This is a genomic window from Streptomyces sp. NPDC127084, from assembly GCF_042724175.1.
Lineage (GTDB): Bacteria > Actinomycetota > Actinomycetes > Streptomycetales > Streptomycetaceae > Streptomyces.
Genome location: NZ_JBHXFA010000087.1, coordinates 1 through 19,062, shown reverse-complemented (window position 1 = coordinate 19,062; position 19,062 = coordinate 1). Strand labels below are relative to the sequence as shown.

Sequence of the window (19,062 nt, the reverse complement as noted above, 5' to 3'; positions counted from 1 at the left end):
GCGCCGGTCGGCAGGCCTCCGCTGCCCCGGCCGACCGCGGCTGATCACGCTGACCAGTCGGCCTCCGCTGATCACGCCGGCCTCAACCGATCACTGCCGAACCACGATCCACATCCACTCACGCTCAAGCCCAGTTCGAGCCCCTCTCTGTCACTCTGAACCGGCCGCTCTCACGGCCGCACTGAAGGGAAGGTACGCCGTGGCGACCGTTACGCCCGACACGTCGGCACCGCACGTCACCGAGCACGCTGTCACCGTCTCCGCGCCCGCCTCCACCGTCTACGACCTGATCGCGGATGTCTCCGCCTGGCCGCAGGTCTTCGGGCCCACCGTCCATGTCGAGGTAATCGAGGAGGCGCCCGAGGCCGGCGGTGAGCAGCTGCTGCGGATCTGGGCCATCGCCAACGAGCAGGTCCGCACCTGGACCTCGCGGCGTGTGCTCGACCCGGAGGCCCGCAGCATCACCTTCCGCCAGGTCGTCCCGGCCGCGCCGGTGGCCTCCATGGGCGGTGCCTGGCGTCTGGAGCCCGTGGACGACGGCACCACACGCGTGGTGCTGCTGCACGACTACCGCGCCGTCGGCGACGACCCCGCCGCCGAGGAGCTGATCGAGCAGGCCGTCGACCGCAACAGCCGCGCCGAACTCGCCGCGCTCAAGAACGTCGCCGAGCTCGGCGAGGCTCGCGACGAACTCCACTTCACCTTCAGCGACTCAGAGACCATCGCGGGCGCGGCCGGAGACGTCTACGCCTTCCTGGACCGAGCCGACCTGTGGCCCGAGCGGCTGCCGCACGTGGCGCGGCTCGACCTCACCGAGGACGAGCCGGGCATCCAGCACATGGACATGGACACCCGCAGCCTGGACGGCTCCCTGCACAACACCACCTCCGTACGGGTCTGCTTCGAAGACCGCAAGGTGATCGTCTACAAGCAGCTCCGGGTACCCGTCGCCATGAGCGGGCACACCGGCCGCTGGGTGATCGAGTCCCTCGGCGACGGCACGGTCAAGGCCACCTCCTGGCACACCGTGACCCTGGACCCCGATGGCGTACGCAGCGCGCTCGGCCCGGACGCCACCCTCGCCGAGGCCCGCGCGCTGGTCCGCAAGGCCCTCGGCACCAACAGCGGCACCACGCTGCGCCACGCCAAGCAGTTCGCGGAGGACACGCGTGCCGGAACGTGATCCGAACGGACCGGTCACCGTCATCAACCGGTTCGAGGTCAAGGGCGACATCGCCGAGTTCGAGGAGGAGTTCCGGCTGCATGCGCAGTTCCTGCGGCGCCGCCCCGGCTTCGACTTCCTGGTGACCGTCCAACTGGTGGACCGGCCGCGGGTGTACGTCCACCTCGGCCACTGGCGCAGGCTCAGCGGGTTCCTGGACACCGTGCACAACGACACCTTCGTCGCGCATGTCCAGCGGCTCGGCCCGCTGGTCCGCACCGAGGCCGACCAAGCGCTCAGCGTCGACCGGACGCTGCGGGAGAACGCGGCCGTGGGCGACGCCGCCGTGGTCCTCGTCTCCGCCCATGTGCACCACGACCCGGCCGGGTTCGAGAAGCGGTACGCGGCGCTCAGCGAAGGCTGTGCGGCGCTCGGCGGCTTCGGCGGCAGTGATCTGCTCCGTTCGACCATCCGGCCGCTGTCGTACACGGGGGTCCACTGGTGGCGGGACGAGCAATGCTGCACCGACGCCGTCGCGTCCGGGGTCTACCGTTCGGCGCTCGACGACCTCGCCGAACTCGCGGACGTCACCATCGAACGGAGCCGGCATTTGGCCTATGAGCGTGTGATCGACTGATCACCGGCGGAACACCCGACCAGCGACGAACCAGCACGGAACCGCATGCACCACGCACCGAGCCCGGGGACGCCACCCCTGCCCTTCCGAGACCCACCCAAGGGGTGCGCGTCCCCCGCGCGTTCCCGCGCGTACTCGCCCGACACGACACTCGGCCACTGTCCGTGTCGCCCGCGAGCCCCTCTCAAGCGCCCGGGCGCACCCTTCCCCCATGGCAGAAGAGACAGGAATCACCGTGCTGCGCGGCCTGCCGGACGCGGCGGAACTCGCTGCCGTGACCACCGTGCTGCTGGCGGTGCTGCGCGACAGGGCGCGGCAGGCGGACGGACCGGAGGAACCGAACCCACCGGTCGTGTACGCCGACTGGAGCGTCAAAGGCACCGGTGGACAGGTCCCGGCGGCCTGGTCCGCCCGGCAGACCCGACGGAAGGGGGGACTGCGGTGACCGGTCAGCGGACCTTCATCGACACGTTCGAGACCGTGGCGGCCGAGAACCCGCTGCGGGACGCACTGGTCATGCTCACGGAGGACGACGGCCGGCTGCGGCCGGAGAGCGTGACCTACCGGGAGCTCGCCGAACAGGCCGAGGCGCTCGGCGCGCGGCTGCGCGCTCACACCTCACCCGGCGACCGGGTGCTCATCCCGCAGTCCTCGCGGCGACTGTTCGCCGCCTCGTTCCTGGCCTGCCTCCATGCCCGCCTGGTCGCAGTCCCGGTACCGCCACCGGGCAGCCGGGGCCACCATGACGAGCGGATCGCCGGGGTCGTCAAGGACGCGGCGGTGAGCTGTGTGCTCACCGAGAGCCGGCACGCCCCCGAGGTGTCCCAGCTGCTGGCCCGTACCGGTTTCGGTGGAGTGATCTGCCTCCTCGCGGACACACCCGCGGGCGCCCCTTCGCCCACCGCCGCGGCACAGCCCGGACCGGCACTGCCCCCTCCCGGCCCGGACGAGATCGCGTACCTCCAGTACACCTCGGGCTCCACCCGGGAGCCCCGCGGTGTGATGATCACCCACCGCAACCTCGTCGCCAACCTGGAGGCCATCCGCCGCGCTCTGGGCACGGACCCCGGCTCGCGGTTCGGCGGCTGGCTGCCGCTCTACCACGACATGGGCCTCGTCGGGCAGTTGCTGCATCCGCTGTGGCTGGGTGCGACGACGGTGATGCTGTCGCCGCAGGCCTTCGTCAAGAAGCCGTTCCACTGGCTCGACACGGTGTCCCGCTACGGACTCACCGTCAGCGGCGCCCCCGACTTCGCCTATGAGCTGTGTCTGCGCAGGATCAACGACATCCAGCTCGCCGCGCTCGACCTCACCCACTGGCGGCACGCCGTCAACGGCGGCGAGCCGGTGTACCCCGGCACTCTGGAGGCCTTCGCTGAGCGCTTCGCCCCCGCCGGGCTGGACCCGCGGGCGCTCACCCCCGCCTACGGGCTCGCGGAGGCCACCCTGATGGTCTCGGGTGGCGGTACGCCGACGCCCGGGTACGGGCCCGAGGCGGGAGTACCGAGCGCCCGCAACCCGTTCGCGCCGTGCGGCGCGCCCGCGTCCGCCGAGGTCAGGATCGTCGACCCGGCGACCCGCAAGGAGCTCCCCGACGGCCGGATCGGCGAGATCTGGGTACGCGGCGACAGCATCGCCCCCGGCTACTGGGGCCGCCCCACCGAGACCGCCGAGGTCTTCGACGCCCGGCTCGCCGGAAGCGGAAGCGGCGGCAGCGATGGCGTCGGTGGGGGTGGTACCGGCAGCGGCGGCGGTGGTTTCCTGCGCACCGGCGACCTCGGGCTGATGGAGGCCGGGATTCTCCATGTCACCGGCCGGATCAAGGACATGATCGTGGTCGCTGGACGCAACCTCTACCCGCAGGACCTGGAACGCACCGTCCAGCAGGTCAGCGGCCTGTTCGGCCCCGCCACCGCGTTCGCCGTCCCCGGCGCCCGCGAACGGGTCGTCGTCGTCCAGGAGCTGCGCGCCCGAAGCCAGTACGACATCGACCTCGACTCACTGGCCGCCACCGTGGAGGCCAGAATCGGCGAGGAGCACGAAGTACGCACCGGGGGACTGCTCTTCGTCCGCCCCGGCACCGTTCGCCGCACCACCAGCGGCAAGATCGAACGCGCCGCGATGCGAAGGATGTTCCTGCGCGGGGAGCTGAGCCCCCTGCACCAGCGCGTCGACGGCGAGATCGAGCGGCTGCTGGCGTCCGGTACGTCCGGGGCGTCCGGGGACGGCTCATGAAGACCGTGCGGGAGCGCTCCGACGCGCTGGAGCGGTCCTTCGGGCCGCTCGACGACCCCGCCAACCCGCTCGGCGGTGCCGCGTTCGTCGCAGCCGACGCGGCGGGCGAGGTGCCGCCCGCGGCCGAGACCGTACTCGACCACTACGGTCTGAACGAGGAGTTCGTACCCGCCGCGCATGGCGGCCGGCTGCGGCGGATGGACGAACTGGGCCGGGTGCTGCGTCCCGTCTTCCGGCGCGACGCCTCGCTCGGCTTCGGCTACGGACTGAACTGCTTCTTCGCCGCCACCCCGGTCTGGACCGCGGGTAGCAGGGAACACCGCGAGCTCGCCGCCGGACTCCTGCTCGGCGGGGACCGGATCGCCGTCGCCCGCCATGGTGTGGCCCACGGCAACGACTTCGTACGGGACGAGTTCACCGCACAGCCCGAACCGGGCGGCGGGCTGCTGCTCAGCGGCAGCAAGACCGGTATCGCCAACGCCTCACGCGCCCGCGGCCTGGTGGTCTTCGCCCGCACCGGACCACCAGGGCAGGCCCGCAGCCACACCGTGCTGCTCCTGGACCGGGACGCCCTGCCGCCCGGCCGGGTCACCGACCTGGGGAGGCGGGCCACCACCGGGATGCGCAGCGCCGAGTTCGGCGGACTGGCCATCGAGGACTGCCTCGTCCCGGAATCCGCTCTGGTCGGCGGGCTCGGCGACGGCTACGAACTGTCGCTGCGCTCGTCCCTCGTCATCCGGGGCCTGATCCCGTCGATCGTGCTCTCGGGTGCCGACACGGCGCTGCGCACGGTGGCGGCGTTCGCCGTGCGCCCCCGGAACGACGGGCGCTCCTCGCTCGATGTGCAGCATGTACGGGACGTACTCACCGGGGCGTTCCTCGATCTGCTGCTGATCGACTGCCTCGCGCTGGTCGCCACCCGAGCGCTGCATCTGCTGCCCAAGCAGATGAGCGTGTACGCGGCAGCCGCCGCCTATCTGGCGCCCAAGCTCACGGCGGAAGCCATGGACGAGATGTCGGCCGTGCTCGGCGAGGCGACCTTCGCCGAGGAAGGCGCCTACGCCATGTTCCAGAAGCAGCTCAGGGACCTGCCGGTCACCTCACTCGGCCACGCCGGCAGCGCGGGACGGCAGGTCAGCATCCTGCCCCAGCTGCCGTTCTTCGCCCAGCATGCCTGGTTCGCCGACCCGGAGCCGCCGCCCGGTCTGTTCCGGCTGCACGAGGACCTGCCACCGCTCGACCTGGCACAGCCGGCGCTGCTCGGCGACGCCGATCCGCTGGCGGCGACGCTGGTGGCGAGCACCGACCTGTTCGAGTCGATCCCGCTGCCCCGGCAGGGCAGGGACGGCGGGGTGCTGCGCTTCCTCAGCCGCGCCTTCGCCATCGAACTGGACGATCTGCGGAAGGCGTTCGCCGATGTGCCGCAGGGTGACCGCCGGGCACTCGCCAGCCCCCACAGCCTCGGGCTCGCCGACCGCTACACGCTGGTGCTCGCAGCCGCGGCCTGCCTGGGAGTGTGGCGTGAGCAGCAGACCGCGGGTCCCGAAGCGGACCGCTTCCTCGCCGACACGGCCTGGCCGTCGGCCGCGCTGTACCGGCTGTGCCGCCGGCTGGGCCTGGCGCTGCCCGACCGGCCGGCCGCGGCGGAGCAGCGGGTGCTCGCGGAGGTGCTCGCCCGACTGCACGGCCGCCGCAGCTACGACCTGTACGCGTCCTCGCTGGCCTGACCCGCCGCGACGCGCCGCACGCCCCCCGCCTCCCCCTCCCCCTAGTCCCCTCTAGGAGCACACGATGTCCACGCAGGAACACGACGGACACGGAGACGTCCACGGCGACGTCCACCGTGAATGGCTGCTGGAGCGCCTTCGCCACTATCTCTCCCGCCCGGTGCAGGACTCGGTACCGCTGATCGAGTACGGACTCGACTCGGTCGCCGCGCTCAGCCTCTACGGCGACATCGAGGAGGAGTTCGGACCCATCATCGAGCTGGACGACATCTGGGCGTTCCCGACCGTGCGTGATCTCGCCCGGCATATGGCGTCCCGCGACGTCCGCCAGAGCGGCGGCGGGGTCCGGGCGGCCTTCGTCTTCACCGGCCAGGGCTGCCAGCATCCGGGGATGACCTCCTCCCTGTATCTGAACTCCACCAGCTACCGCAGCCAGTTGGACGAGGTCGCCGACGCGCTGTTCCCGTACCTCGGGCTCTCGATCGTGGATCTGATCCTCAGCGAGGACCCCCGTATCCACCAGACCGCCTTCACCCAGCCGGCCCTGTACGCCGTCGAGTACGCCCTCGCCCGCACTCTGGAGACCGTCGGGGTGGTCCCCGTCGCCGTACTCGGGCACGGCATCGGCGAGTACGCGGCGGCTGCCGTCGCCGGTGCGCTCGGCCCGGCCGACGCCGCCAAGCTGATCGCGATGCGCGGCGCCTTCATGCAGTATCTGCCGTCCGGCGGCGGCATGATGGCCGCCCCCATCTCGCCGTACGAGATCGCCGAACTGGTCGCGATCGAACCCGGTGTCGGCATCAGCGCCGTCAACGCGGCCAAGGCCACCGTGCTGTCGGGTGAGCTCGCCGGCCTGGAGCGGATCGAGGACGGGCTCGCCGCGCGTGGTATCCGGTGCCGGCATCTGCCGGTGACCCATGCCTTCAACTCGCCCCTGATGGAGCCCATGGCGCCCAAGTTCGAGGCCGTGGCCCGCCGGGTGCCCGGTGGCGCCGCCCGGCTGCCGTTCTACTCGACCGTGTACGGCCGGCTTCTCACCGAGCCGCTGTACGCCTCGTACTGGACCGAACAGCTCACCGCGCCCATCCGGTTCGCCGACGCGGCCCGCAACATGCTGGCCCAGCAGAACCCCACGCACATCGTGGAGATCGGCCCGCGCCCGGTGCTCACCCCGTATCTGCGCCGGATGGGCAGCCCCGCCTGCATCCCCATGTGCCCGCGCCCGGACACCGACGCCGTCGATCTGGCCGGTGTGATCTCCGCCTTGGACGCCGGCCCGCTGGCCGCCGCACCGGCGGGGGCCTGAGTGTGACCGCCCTCATCGGACGGCCGCTGCCCGCCCTCGGGCCCTCGGGTCCCTGGGACCGGGTCGGGGAGGAACTGACAAGCACCGGAAGCGTCCTGGTGTACGGCACCATGCCGAGCTGGCTGCCGCGCGGCGAGGCCGACTCGGTGCGCCGCATCCTGGGCCGTGACTGGGGCCGCTACGAGAACCTGTCCCGGCAGGGGATGCGGGACCGTTTCGTGGCCTCCCGGCTGTTCCTGCGGTACACGGCAGCCGCGGTCCTCGACACCACCCCCGATCTCGTCGACCTCTCCTACCAGCCCGGTGGCCGCCCCTATGTGCGCGGCTGCGACCAGATCGACGTCAGCCTCAGCCACACCGAGGACATGATGGTCGTCGCCGTCACCCGCCGCGGGCGGGTGGGCGTCGACGTGGAGCGCGCCGACCGCAGGCTCGCCCACACCGGATCCGAGCTCCAGGCATGCACCCCGTACGAGAAGGAGCGGCTGGACGAGGGGGGTGAGGAGGCACGCAACGACACGATGGTGCGGCTGTGGACGCTCAAGGAGGCCTACAGCAAGGCACTCGGCCAGGGCCTGCGCTTCCGCTTCACCGAATTCGGCTTCGCCCTGAACGGGACGGCGACCCGGCTGGTGCGGCCCGACGGCACCCAGGCGGCCGGTGACGAATGGAGCTTCGGCACATTCCCGGTCGGGGAGCGCTATGTGGTGAGCGCTGCCGTCCATGACGCGGGCTTCGGGGACATGGCGGACCTGTCGGTGGCCACGATGCTGGACGAAGGGCTGTTCGACACCTTGCTGGGTCTCGCGGGGCCTGCGGATGCCGGGGTACTGGGGCCGGAGTCAGCAAACCGGGGGTCACGGGATCCAGCCGGCCTCCTCGGCGATCCGGATCGCGTCGATGCGGTTGCGGGCACCGAGCTTGGTGACGATCGTCGTGAGGTAGTTGCGGACGGTGCCCTTGGACAGGAACAGACACCCGGCGATCTCGGCGGCGTCCGCACCTTGGGCGGCGAGCCGTAGTACTTCCAGCTCCCTCGGCGACAGCGGGTTGTCCGGCGAGTCCCAGGCACTGAGGGCGAGTTGCGCGTCCACGACCCGGCGTCCGGCCGCCACCGCGCGTACCGCCTCGGCGAGCTGGTCGGGCGGCGAGTCCTTCAGCAGAAACCCGGTGACATGCACCGTGAGAGCGCGGCGCAGCGTGCCGGGACGGCCCAGGCTGGTGAGGATCAGCGTCCGGCAACTCGGTAGCTGTTCATGCAGTTCGGCCGCCGCGGTCAGTCCGTCGATGCCCGGCAGGTCGATGTCGATGATGGCCACGTCCGGTCTGGATTCGAGCGCGGCCTTCACGATGGCGTCCCCCCGGTCGACGGATGCCACGACTTCCAGATCGGGTTCCAGCTCCAGTAGTGCGACCAGCGCGCCGCGAATCATGTGCATGTCCTCGGCGAGAAGAATTCTCACGCACAGCATCAGTCCCCCCCGGGCGAATCAGGTCGTCGTTCTCAAGCGGCTGTCCTCTCGCCGGCGCGCGATCCGGTGTCCCGTGGCGCTTCGTCGTCTCCGGTCCGTGGCCGTGCGGGTGCGCACGCTTCGAGGTGGAAGCGGCCGTCATCGCGCAGTTCGGCGGTGAGTCGCCCGCCGATCTCCGTGAGGCGCTGCAGGAGGTTGTCCAGCCCGCTACTCGTCGGCCGTTCACGTGTCGAGGCTTGGTGGTGCTGTGCTCCGTCGTTGACGATGCCGAGCAGGATCGTTCCGTCGTCAATAGTGGCGGAGATACTGCACCTTTGTACCTTACTGTGTCGCAGTGCGTTGGTGACACCCTCACGGAGCGCGGTCGCGAGCACGGTGTCGACGATCGCGCGTCGCATGCCCCACAGTCGTGCGGAAGGCGCGGAGAACACGAACTGCACGATGAAGGCGATCACAGCCAACGCGATACCGACGGTGACGCGCAGCGGGGTCGGACCGCCCCACTGGAACAGGTTCGTGACGGTGACGGTCGAGTAGCAGAACAAGGCGAGGACGGTGATGGCCCTCGCCACCACGGGGGCGGGTAGATCCGGCCCCCGTCTGTTGCCCAGGCTTCCGATGGCCTCCGCGCTACCACCACCGAAGGCCGTCGACCGTTCTCTCAAGCGGCTACCCTCTCGCCGACGGGAGCTCCGGTGCCGTCGGCTTCGTCGTCTGCGGTCCGTGGCCGTGTGGGTGCGGACGCCTCGAGGTGGAAGTGGCCGTCTTCGCGCAGTTCGGCGGTGAGCCGTCCGCCGATCTCCGTGAAGCGCTGACGGAGGTTGTCGAGGCCGCTGCTCGCCGGCCCGTCCGGCGCCAGGGGCCTGCGGTGTTGTGCTCCGTCGTTGACCAGGCTGAGCAGCACGGATTCCCCGTCGACGGTGGCTGAGATGCTGCATCTTTGTGCCTTGCTGTGCCGCAGCATGTTGGTGACACCTTCACGGAGTGCGGTCGCGAGTACGGTGTCGACGACCGGATGGAGCCGCCCACAGGCGATGTCGACTTCGGCTTGGATCTCGGCGGCCGACAGGATCTCCGCGGCGGATTCGGCTTCGTCGCGCAGGGACATGTCGCGGTAGCCGCTGGAGACGAGGCGTACGTCGGCGAGTGCCTGGCGGGCGACGCGGAGCATGTCGGCGGTCTCCTCGCGGGCGTCTTCGGGACGCGTGTTGATCAGGCGGTGTATCAGCTCCCCTTTGAGGGCTATGGCGGAGAGGCTGTAGCCGAGCAGGTCGTGCAGGTCCCGGGCGAATCGCAGCCGTTCCTGGACGACCGCCATCCTGGCCATCTCAGCGCGCTGGGCGTGCAGTTCATACACGAGGTCGGTCATCCGGCTGAGACCGTAGATGACGATTCCACAGAGCACTCCGGCGATGAGGAAGTACACCATCTGGGCAACGGGTACCCCGTCCACGGTCGTCGAGTAGATCGGAACGCTGAGGACTATGGGGACGAACAGTGGCCAGGCCAGTCGCGCGGGAAGCGCCAGCAGCACAGACGCTGCCAGTGGCCCTTGCATACTGCCCCATGTGAGGCCGTACCAGAACAGCGGCAGAAAGGTCAGCAACGTCATGAAGACCAGCACAGCGACCTTGGCCCGCATGCTCCAGAAGCGTGCAGGGGGCGCGGAGAACACGAACTGCACGCTGAAGACGATCAGGATCAATACGATGCTGACCGTGAGGCGCAGTGTGGTCGGGTTGCCGTAGCGCAGCACGTTCAGGATGGTGGCAGTCGCGTAGCACAACAGGGCGAGAACGGTGATGGCCCGCGCCATTCTGGGAGCGGGCAGATCCGCCCAGTGCTTGCGCTCGGCGGTCTCCGCCTGGAGGCGGGCGGGATCCATCCCCTGGTCAGAAATGCCCTCGCTGGGTTTCCTACCTTTGATTGAATCCAGGACATTTCTTCGCGTGCGGTCCTGCATCGCAGCCTCCTCGGGGACTCGGCAGAACCGCATGCTAATGACGAAAGAGGGATGGTGCCCGCCCTGACCGACAACAGTCCGGGTTTCAGACGAAGAGGGAAACCGGGTTCAACTCCTCGTAGGGCGTGGCTCGATCGCACCACCCCATCTCCACCGGCACGTCGAAGAGCCGACCAGGTGCGAACCTCGTCCAGAAGTGGCGTAGACCGGGCACCACTACCTTGACCACCGGCAGCCCCACGTCGGGCCTGGTCTGGTCGAGTACCAGCAGTTCCATGCCCCGGGCCCGAACGGCGGATTCCGCCGCCGCGACGTCCGCCCGCAGATCCGCTCGGGGGGCATAGGCGTAGTCTCCGGGAGTCTTCGCGGACTGGCTGGGGTCGGGGAGCACATATGGCTGATTTTCGACCGTCGCCTTGCGCCACCACTCCAGCAACTCCGTTGGCATTCCCGGACTTCGAGGCAGCGGTTCACCCGGGCCGGCTTCCGGTGGCGGGAGTAGCTGGTACATCTCGGTCACAGCCCGACGGAGAGCCAGTCTGGGATCGAAATGGGCCCCGAAGCCGAAGGAGACCCTCTGCTCCGGTCCGTGGATACGGGACACTGCGGCCATGACGGGGATGCCGAAGTCCGCGGTGAGATCGAGCACCCAGAGCGAACGGCCTGTCTTCCCGTATGCCGACCGGGCCTTGGCGAGCCATGGCTCGCCGAAGGCGTCGAGGTCGACCGCGGGCCGCCGCAGCCGGTTGTACCACCACAGCGCGACTGCATCCCGCTCCACCAGTTCCAGGAAGCCCTGGACGACGGCGTCCTCCAGGCTCGCTCCCGCCGCGTTGCCGTTGGAGTCAGCCCATGGTGCGTGCTCGATGCCATCCGGGCCAGAGCCGAAGTACAGCATCGATGTCGGCAGCAGCCGGTGGCGTCCCTCGGTGAGCGACCACACCGGGGTCCACTCACGCGAAGCCTCCTCGTCGAAGGGCGGCGGCACCGCGTGCGTCGCCGAATGGCGCGCGTTCCAGCGGTCGCGGTCGCGGAACTGCCGGTCGGCGAAAAGTTGGACGGAGTTCGGGTGCACGGCCTCCCCGCCGAGCGCCCGGTACGAGTCCCGTATCACCGGCTCATCCCACTGACGGGTACCGCAGTAACGTTCCAGCGCTTCGCACAGCGCGCCCGCCTGCGCCTCCTCCGGGGTGATGCCTTTGCCGCCGCTGTGGGCGCGAAGCCCCGCAGCCGAATGGCCACGCCAGGCCAGATTTCGCCCGGACACCCAGCGGTTGAGCCCATCGGGCGTACCCGGTGACGGGCGCAGCGACGACACCACACCGGTGACCGGGTCGACCAGGTGCCGGTAGCGCGCGAGCACCTCGCCGGGTGGCAGAGCGCGGTGGTTGCTGCCGGTCTCCCCGGCCTTCGGTCTGGACGCCAGGGCCACGGGGCGGCACACCTGTCCAGCGACAAGTCCTGGGTCGCCGCACTCGGGGCACTGGGGACGCTGGGCCACCGGATGGTGGCGGCTGCGCAGGGTGCGGGTGTCCAGCACGCAAACCGCCCCCTGCCCCTCGTAGCGCATGCCGGCTGCCCACTTCAGCGTCTCCAGCACCGTCGTGTGCAGCCCCATCATCCGCACCGCCGTCAACGACGCCTCCGGCAGGGGCACCGGGCCTGGTAGCCCGAGGGCGTGCCGGACCGGTGCCTCGGAGGAACGGTGGCCGCGCAGCCGGTGCGCCAGACAGGACCAGCATGGCCCGCCGTCCATACCGAACACCGGCCCCACCCATACCTCGGGACCGCACGGGCGAGCCAGCAGCCACGGCCGCCCCGCCGCCCGGTACCCCGCGTCCACCTCCGTCAGCGCGGGGTCGAGGTAGTCGTCGCACAGCACCAGGCCGAAGGCGGCCGTGTCCACCGAAGCGGCCAGGGCCAGCCCGGCGGCCAGGCACTCAGCCCTGGCCGCCGCGCCGTCCGTCCGCCCCAGCGGCACCACCTGCACCGGGGTTGCGGCCACAGCCGCCGCGACACTGGGACCACCGATACCGGCGAGTTCCCAGTACGCCTCGGCGGCGGAGTCCGCACCCGGGTCCCGGTAGCCGATGAGATCGGCCCGGGCCAGCGCGGCGATCACCCGCCCAGCCTCGGCCGCAGTCACCGCCGACGATGCCTCGGCGATCACCGCGGGAAGCGTGCGCGTACCGTCGAGGAGCGGTGCCAGGGCGACGGCCTGCTGTCCCCGCAGCACCGTGGTGCCGCGCTCGGACAGCAGATACACCCCCTCCCCAGCCACCGTCTCCACTCGCAAGTGACGCTTGAAGCCCACCGGAAGCCCGGTGAGTTCCGGATCGGTGACAGTCACCAGCGCCCCACGGATCCGTCGCACCACGCCGTGATAGCCGCGGCCGTGTCGTCGAAGCTCTCCAGCATTACGCCCAGCGGGCCTTCCGCGTGCTCGGCCAGGTAGACCGGCTCCGCCGCCACCAGGCCGAACTCGGCGAGGACGGATACCGGGTCGATGGTGTAGCGCAGGGCCAGGTCGGGCTCCAGACCCGTCCGGGCGGTGAGCAGAGCCAGACGGTGGTCGTCGGGCTGCGTAGACGGGGACTTGCCGGGTACGAGCGTGGTCGAGCCGATCATGGGGTTCCCCTCCCGAGTCAGTCGCACGAGTTTTCGTCGACGTCCTGTGGCTCAGGATTGTGAAGTGTGGATCTCATGGAGGCCCAGTGCCCCGTTCACCATCGCGGTATGACATTTTCATGTCGACCTTCGTGAGCCGCTCACTGGGGCCACGACCGTTCCTGATGCGAGTCTCGACCCTCAGCAGTGCTCCGCCCCGAGTGCCGGAGCGTGAGACGGGGAATCGAGGCAAAGGGGAACGAACGATGGAGATCAATGTTCTGGGACCGCTCGCCGCCACCGAGCACGGTATCTCCGTGGTCCCCACCGCGGGCAAGCCGCGCCAGATCCTCGCGCTCCTCGCCCTGCAGTCCGACCGGGTGGTGACCGTACCGACCCTGATGGAGGAGATCTGGGGCGAGGAGATCCCGCGCAGCGCGGCGACCACCCTCCAGACGTACATCCTCCAGCTTCGCCGCAAGCTCGCCGCGGCGCTGGACGGCGATCCGCACCGGCAGGCCAAGGACGTGCTGGTCACCCAGCACGGCGGCTATCTGCTCCAGGTACAGCCGGGAACGGTGGACGCCGAGGAGTTCAGCCGGCTCGCCTCGTCCGGAAGGGACGCGCATGAGGCGGGCGACTACCACGCGGCGTCCGGACTGCTCGGCACCGCGCTGAAGATGTGGCGCGGACCCGCCCTGGTCGACGTCAGGGTCGGCAGTGTGCTCGAACTCGAAGTGCTGGGGCTCGAAGAGGACCGGATGGCGGCGCTGGAGCGGCGTATAGACGCCGATCTGCGCCTCGGCCGGCACACCGAGATCGTGCCCGAGCTGCGGGTGCTGGTGGCCAAGCACCCGATGCACGAGAACTTCTGCGCCCAGCTGATGACCGCCCTGCACCGCGCGGGCAGCGCCTGGCGGGCCCTGGAGTCGTACCAGCGGCTGCGCGGCACCCTCATCGACGAGCTCGGGCTCGAGCCGTCGCCCCGGCTCCAGCGGCTGCATCAGGCGATCCTGTCCTCCGACCCGGAACTGGACCTGAACGTGCCTGCCACCGGATGACCGGTCGCACGGCTTGCCGGCTGCCCACCGGGTGACTGCTCCACCGAGCTTCGAGGAACCGTTCCTACGTTCGGCCAATGACGATCCTTGACGAGCTCACGGTCATCCAGGCGGCCCCCGACCTGCGCCGCTCCACCGCCGAACTGCGCCGTCTCAAGGAAGAGGTGAGCCGCGGCCCCGACCCGGCCGCCACCCGACGGCAGCACGAGAAGAACAAGCTCACCGCCCATGAACGTCTCGAACTGCTCTTTGACGAAGGCACGTTCACGGAGATCGAGCCGCTGCGCCGGCACCGGGCCAGCGGCTTCGGCCTGGAGCACCGCAAGCCCCACGGCGACGGAGTCATCACCGGCTGGGGGCTGGTGCACGGCCGCACCGTCTTCGCCTACGCCCATGACTTCCGGGTGTTCGCCGGAGCGCTAGGCGAGGCCCACGCCGAGAAGGTCCACAAGGTCATGGACCTCGCCGAGGCCGCGGGGGCACCGCTCGTCAGCCTCAACGACGGCGCGGGCGCCCGTATCCAGGAAGGCGTCACCGCCCTCGCGGGCTACGGCGGCATCTTCCGCCGCAATGTCGCCGCATCCGGAGTCATCCCGCAGATCAGTGTGATGCTCGGACCCTGCGCGGGCGGCGCCGCCTACTCCCCGGCCCTCACCGACTTCGTCTTCATGGTCCGTGAGACCGCGCAGATGTTCATCACCGGACCCGACGTGGTCCAGGCCGTCACCGGCGAGCAGATCACCCACAACGGGCTCGGCGGTGCCGATGTGCACGCCACCACCTCCGGGGTCTGCCACTTCGCCCATGACGACGAGGCCACCTGCCTGGAGGACGTGCGCTTCCTGCTCGCCCTGCTGCCCGGGAACAACCGCGAGATGCCGCCCGCCGCCGCCTGCGACGACCCGGCCGACCGGCGCACCGACGCGCTCACCGAGCTGGTGCCGGCCGAGCCCGGCCGCTCGTACGACATCCGCAAGGTCATCGAGGAGGTCGTGGACGACGGCGAGTTCCTGGAGGTGCACGAGAGCTGGGCGCAGAACGTGGTGTGCGCGCTCGCCCGGCTCGACGGGCACCCGGTCGGCATCGTCGCCAACCAGCCCGCCTCACTCGCCGGGGTGCTCGACATCCACGCGTCGGAGAAGGCCGCCCGCTTCGTGTCCTTCTGCGACTCGTTCAACATCCCGCTCGTCACCCTGGTCGACGTACCCGGCTTCCTGCCCGGTGTCGACCAGGAGCACGGCGGCATCATCCGGCACGGCGCCAAGCTGCTGTACGCGTACTGCAACGCCACCGTGCCCCGGATCTCCCTCGTGCTGCGCAAGGCCTACGGCGGCGCGTACATCGTCATGGACTCCCGCTCCATCGGCGCCGACCTGTCCTTCGCCTGGCCCACCAACGAGATCGCCGTGATGGGCGCCGAAGGCGCCGCCAACGTCATCTTCCGGCGCGAGATAGCCGCCGCCGACGATCCCGAGGCGCTACGGGCCCAGCGCATCAAGGAGTACAAGTCCGAGCTCATGCACCCGTACTACGCGGCCGAACGCGGCCTCGTGGACGACGTCATCGACCCCGGCGACACCCGGCGCGTACTCATCCGGTCCCTCGCCATGCTGCGCGCCAAGCAGGCCGAAGTGCCGGCCCGCAAGCACGGAAATGTGCCGACGTAGTGCGCTTTCGCAGGGTCCACGGGCGCGCGAGCCACGGTCGAGAGCACACCCGTTCCATGGCTGGACCGAGCCCGGCGACAAGCCACGAGCGAGTCGCCGGACAGGTGCCCGGCCGGCCGGGGTGGGGAGGCCCTGACCCTGAACCGCCCCGGCCGCCGCATCGAGTGCAGCAGCGTCACGCAAGCGAAAGCGTCACGGACGAAGGGATGGACAGTGACCCCCACAGTTCCAGCCGGCTGGTGCGCGACGGCGCACCCGGCCCCGTCGAAGGCCAGGTAGACCATGCGCAGAGTCGCCATCACAGGCCTGGGCGTCGTGGCCCCGGGCGGGGTCGGTGTCAAGGAGTACTGGGACCTGCTCACGGCGGGACGCACCGCCACCCGCAGGATCTCCTTCTACGACCCGTCCCCGTTCCGCTCCCAGGTCGCCGCCGAGTGCGATTTCGACCCCCTGGCGGCGGGTCTGTCCCAGCAGGAGACCCGGCGTCTCGACCGGGCCGCCCAGTTCGCGGTGGTCTCCACCCGTGAGGCCATCGCCGACAGCGGGCTCGACGTCGGCACGCTCGACCCCGGCCGGATCGGCACCTCGCTGGGCAGCGCGGTCGGCTGCACCACCAGCCTGGAGCGGGAGTACGCCGTCGTCAGCGACGGCGGGCGCCTGTGGAACGTCGACCACGCCTACGCGGTACCCGAGCTGTACCGGCACTTCGTACCCAGCTCCATGGCCGCCGAAGTGGGCCAGGCGGCCGGGGCCGAAGGACCCGCCGCGGTGGTCTCCACCGGCTGCACCTCGGGACTCGACTCGCTCGGACACGCCGTCGAGCTCATCCGCGAAGGCACCGCCGACGTGATGATCGCGGGTGCCACCGAGGCACCCATCTCACCGATCACCTCGGCCTGCTTCGACGCCATCCACGCCACCACCCCCCGCAACGACACCCCGGAGAGCGCCTGCCGGCCTTTCGACAAGACCCGCAGCGGACTGGTGCTCGGCGAGGGGGCGGCGATCCTCGTCCTGGAGGAGCTGGAGAGCGCCAAGCGGCGCGGCGCCCACATCTACGCGGAGATCGCGGGATTCGCCTCCCGTTGCAACGCGTACCACATGACCGGTCTCAAGCCGGACGGGCGCGAGATGGCCGAGGCCATCGACGTGGCACTCGCGGAGGCCCGGCTCGCACCCGACACCATCGACTACATCAACGCCCACGGCTCCGGCACCAAGATGAACGACCGCCACGAGACCGGAGCGTTCAAGCGCAGCCTGGGGGACCACGCGTACCGCACCCCCGTCAGCTCCATCAAGTCCATGATCGGGCACTCGCTGGGCGCGATCGGCTCCCTCGAGATCGCCGCCTGCGCGCTGGCGATGGAGCACGGGGTGCTGCCTCCCACCGCGAACCTGCACGAGCCGGACCCCGAGCTCGACCTCGACTACATCCCGCTGACCGCCCGTGAGAAGCAGACCGACGTGGTCCTCAGCGTCGGCAGCGGCTTCGGCGGATTCCAGAGCGCCATGGTGCTGGCACGCCCGGAGAGGAGCGCCGCATGAGCAGGACCACCGTGGTGACCGGCCTGGGCGTGACCGCGCCCAACGGTCTGGGCACCGACGAGTACTGGAAGGCCACGGTGGCCGGGCAGTCCGGGCTCGGCGAGGTGACACGCTTCGACGCCTCCGGGTATCCCTCGCGGATCGCCGGCGAGGTCTCGGACTACAACGCCGAGGAGCACATCCCCAGTCGGCTGATGCCGCAGACCGACCATATGACTCGGCTCGCGCTGACCGCCGCGGACTGGGCACTCGCCGACGCCGGGATCGACACCAGCGAGATGCCCGAGTACGGCATCGGCGTCGTCACCTCGGCCTCCGGAGGGGCCGTCGAGTTCGGCCAGCGAGAGCTGGAGAACCTGTGGAGCAAGGGCAAGGAGTACGTCAGCGCGTACCAGTCCTTCGCCTGGTTCTACGCCGTCAACACCGGCCAGATCTCCATCCGGCACAAGCTGCGCGGCCCCAGCGGGGTGCTGCTCACCGAGCAGGCCGGCGGTATCGACTCCATCGGGCAGGCCCGCCGCCATATCCGCAAGGGCTTCCCGGCCGTGATCTCCGGCGGCGTCGACGCGGCCATCTGCCCCTGGGGCTGGGTGCCGCAGATCGCTTCCGGGCTGATGTCGACCGTAGACGACCCGGCTCGCGCGTATCTGCCGTTCTCGTCCGACGCGAGCGGCTACGTACCGGGTGAGGGCGGCGCGATCCTGCTGCTCGAAGACGCGGAGGCGGCCCGGGACCGGGGCGCCACCCATGTCTACGGGGAGATCGCCGGCTACGCGGCCACCCTCGACCCGGCTCCCGGCTCCGGCCGCCCGTCCGGTCTGCGCCGAGCGATCGAGAACGCCCTGGCCGACGCCGGGTGCACCAGCGCCGACATCGACGTGGTCTTCGCCGACGCGGCGGGGGTGCCCGAGCACGACCGGGCGGAGGCCGAGGCGCTCGCCGCCGTGTTCGGGCCGAACGCCGTCCCGGTCACCGCGCCCAAGACCATGACCGGACGCCTGCTGGCCGGCGGCGCCGCGCTGGACGCGGCCACCGCTCTGCTCGCCCTGCGGGACGGGGTCGTACCCCCCACCGTCCATGTGACGGCACCGGCTCCCGGACTCGGTATCGACCTGGTCACCGAGGCACGCGAGGCCGACCTGCGCGCCGCGCTGGTCGTCGCCCGGGGTCACGGCGGCTTCAACGCGGCGTTGGTCGTACGCCGTGCCTAGGCCGTGCCTGCCACATCCCGCCTGGCCCGCGACTCCCACCCACCTCACCACCAGCCCAGCCCAGCCCGACCGAGAGGACGTCCCATCATGAGCACCGGTATCACCACCACGACCACGACGATCACCGTCACCCTGGCCGACCTGACGCGCATGCTGCGTGAGAGCGCGGGCGAGGAGGAGGGCGTCGATCTGGACGGCGATGTCATCGACACCCCCTTCATGGACCTCGGTTACGACTCCCTCGCCCTGCTCCAGGTGATCGGCCAGATCCAGCGCGAGTACGGCATCGAGATCCCGGACGACGCCGTGGTCGACGCCGAGACCCCGAGGGCCCTGCTCGCCCTCATCAACGCGGACCAGACCGCCTGACCCGGGGCTCCAGGAAACGCGGGCCGGCCGCCCCCAACCCCCGCGGGGGGGGGGGGGCGCCCCCCCCCCACCCCCCCCCACCCCCCCCCCCCCCCCG

The 19,062-nt window shown here is 70.5% G+C and carries 16 protein-coding genes and 1 pseudogene; 12 read left to right on the top strand and 5 right to left on the bottom strand.

The window, feature by feature from the left end; genetic code table 11:
• Positions 1-199 precede the first annotated feature (199 nt).
• The 7 genes and pseudogenes from ACFWI9_RS20525 to ACFWI9_RS20495 all read left to right on the top strand — a co-directional run.
• Positions 200-1,183 (top strand): aromatase/cyclase, encoded by a 984-nt coding sequence (locus ACFWI9_RS20525; protein WP_387163939.1) that lies wholly within the window; start codon positions 200-202, stop codon positions 1,181-1,183.
• Positions 1,170-1,799 (top strand): antibiotic biosynthesis monooxygenase family protein, encoded by a 630-nt coding sequence (locus ACFWI9_RS20520; protein ID WP_387163937.1) that lies wholly within the window; start codon positions 1,170-1,172, stop codon positions 1,797-1,799. Before ACFWI9_RS20525 ends, ACFWI9_RS20520 begins: the two co-directional genes overlap by 14 nt.
• 211 nt (positions 1,800-2,010) lie before the next feature.
• Entirely contained in the window at positions 2,011-2,244 is a 234-nt protein-coding gene (locus ACFWI9_RS20515) for an acyl-CoA carboxylase subunit epsilon (RefSeq protein WP_387163936.1), read from the top strand.
• A complete protein-coding gene (locus tag ACFWI9_RS20510) occupies positions 2,241-4,034 on the top strand; it encodes a fatty acyl-AMP ligase (protein ID WP_387163934.1) in 1,794 nt (597 codons plus the stop codon). The genes ACFWI9_RS20515 and ACFWI9_RS20510 overlap by 4 nt, the downstream gene beginning before the upstream one ends.
• Positions 4,031-5,761 carry an acyl-CoA dehydrogenase family protein gene (locus tag ACFWI9_RS20505; protein ID WP_387163933.1) on the top strand — a complete coding sequence of 577 codons (1,731 nt, stop codon included), beginning with the start codon at positions 4,031-4,033 and terminating at the stop codon, positions 5,759-5,761. Before ACFWI9_RS20510 ends, ACFWI9_RS20505 begins: the two co-directional genes overlap by 4 nt.
• 64 nt (positions 5,762-5,825) lie before the next feature.
• Positions 5,826-7,067 (top strand): acyltransferase domain-containing protein, encoded by a 1,242-nt coding sequence (locus ACFWI9_RS20500; protein ID WP_387163931.1) that lies wholly within the window; start codon positions 5,826-5,828, stop codon positions 7,065-7,067.
• A 110-nt stretch (positions 7,068-7,177) separates the two neighbouring features.
• Positions 7,178-7,768, top strand: a pseudogene (locus ACFWI9_RS20495) (4'-phosphopantetheinyl transferase family protein); the annotation flags it as partial.
• Between the two features lie 156 nt (positions 7,769-7,924).
• On the opposite strand, the gene ACFWI9_RS20490 reads toward ACFWI9_RS20495, so the two are convergent.
• From ACFWI9_RS20490 to ACFWI9_RS20470, 5 genes are all read right to left on the bottom strand, one after another.
• A complete protein-coding gene (locus tag ACFWI9_RS20490) occupies positions 7,925-8,539 on the bottom strand; it encodes a DNA-binding response regulator (protein ID WP_387163929.1) in 615 nt (204 codons plus the stop codon).
• Between the two features lie 32 nt (positions 8,540-8,571).
• On the bottom strand, positions 8,572-9,204 hold the full coding sequence (locus ACFWI9_RS20485; protein WP_387163927.1) for a hypothetical protein: 633 nt from the start codon (positions 9,202-9,204) through the stop codon (positions 8,572-8,574).
• A complete protein-coding gene (locus ACFWI9_RS20480) occupies positions 9,201-10,424 on the bottom strand; it encodes a sensor histidine kinase (RefSeq protein ID WP_387163925.1) in 1,224 nt (407 codons plus the stop codon). The genes ACFWI9_RS20485 and ACFWI9_RS20480 overlap by 4 nt, the downstream gene beginning before the upstream one ends.
• Before the next feature lie 163 nt (positions 10,425-10,587).
• Positions 10,588-12,876 carry a TOMM precursor leader peptide-binding protein gene (locus ACFWI9_RS20475; protein ID WP_387163923.1) on the bottom strand — a complete coding sequence of 763 codons (2,289 nt, stop codon included), beginning with the start codon at positions 12,874-12,876 and terminating at the stop codon, positions 10,588-10,590.
• A complete protein-coding gene (locus tag ACFWI9_RS20470; protein WP_387163921.1) occupies positions 12,849-13,130 on the bottom strand; it encodes a hypothetical protein in 282 nt (93 codons plus the stop codon). The genes ACFWI9_RS20475 and ACFWI9_RS20470 overlap by 28 nt, the downstream gene beginning before the upstream one ends.
• A 245-nt stretch (positions 13,131-13,375) precedes the next feature.
• On the opposite strand from ACFWI9_RS20470, the gene ACFWI9_RS20465 reads away from it, so the two are divergent.
• The 5 genes from ACFWI9_RS20465 to ACFWI9_RS20445 all read left to right on the top strand — a co-directional run bounded on the left by ACFWI9_RS20465 (position 13,376) and on the right by ACFWI9_RS20445 (position 18,965).
• The gene (locus tag ACFWI9_RS20465; RefSeq protein WP_387163920.1) at positions 13,376-14,170 is read left to right on the top strand and encodes a BTAD domain-containing putative transcriptional regulator; all 795 of its coding nucleotides are present in this window, start codon (positions 13,376-13,378) and stop codon (positions 14,168-14,170) included.
• A gap of 77 nt (positions 14,171-14,247) precedes the next feature.
• Positions 14,248-15,837 carry an acyl-CoA carboxylase subunit beta gene (locus ACFWI9_RS20460; RefSeq protein WP_387163918.1) on the top strand — a complete coding sequence of 530 codons (1,590 nt, stop codon included), beginning with the start codon at positions 14,248-14,250 and terminating at the stop codon, positions 15,835-15,837.
• 282 nt (positions 15,838-16,119) lie between these two features.
• Positions 16,120-17,385, top strand: a complete 1,266-nt coding sequence (locus ACFWI9_RS20455) for a beta-ketoacyl-[acyl-carrier-protein] synthase family protein (RefSeq protein ID WP_387163916.1) — start codon at positions 16,120-16,122, stop codon at positions 17,383-17,385.
• A complete protein-coding gene (locus ACFWI9_RS20450; protein WP_387163915.1) occupies positions 17,382-18,596 on the top strand; it encodes a ketosynthase chain-length factor in 1,215 nt (404 codons plus the stop codon). Before ACFWI9_RS20455 ends, ACFWI9_RS20450 begins: the two co-directional genes overlap by 4 nt.
• An 87-nt stretch (positions 18,597-18,683) precedes the next feature.
• Positions 18,684-18,965, top strand: a complete 282-nt coding sequence (locus tag ACFWI9_RS20445; RefSeq protein ID WP_387163913.1) for an acyl carrier protein — start codon at positions 18,684-18,686, stop codon at positions 18,963-18,965.
• The last annotated feature ends 97 nt before the right edge of the window (positions 18,966-19,062 follow it).